1 pseudogene is annotated in these 267 nt (G+C 58.8%); it reads right to left on the minus strand.

The features are described from left to right. A pseudogene (locus SB724_RS20425) lies at nt 1-85 on the minus strand (SDR family NAD(P)-dependent oxidoreductase); the annotation flags it as partial. Nucleotides 86-267 lie beyond the last annotated feature (182 nt).

The raw sequence follows: 267 nt of genomic DNA on the forward strand, positions 1-267 counted from the left end.
TGGCGAGTTCGAGCGCGGTGAAGTAGCCGATGCCGCGCGAAGCGCCTGTTACGAGTGCGATCTTGCCTTCAAGGTTGATAGTCATACTGCCGTCCTGATGCCGCGCCGGGCTCGTCTTTGAGTGCTTTGTGGGGACGATTGAATGGTCGCTCTGGCGAGCCGCCAACCTCGCCTCCCTCATCCCTGTGCTTGTCACAGGGATCCAGCGCGCGCAAGTCTTTGCGCGCAGGAGAGTCTTTCAAGATACAAGAGGAAGAGGTCAGTATC

This window comes from Bacillus sp. SIMBA_031 (assembly GCF_046535225.1).
GTDB lineage: Bacteria > Bacillota > Bacilli > Bacillales > Bacillaceae > Bacillus > Bacillus velezensis.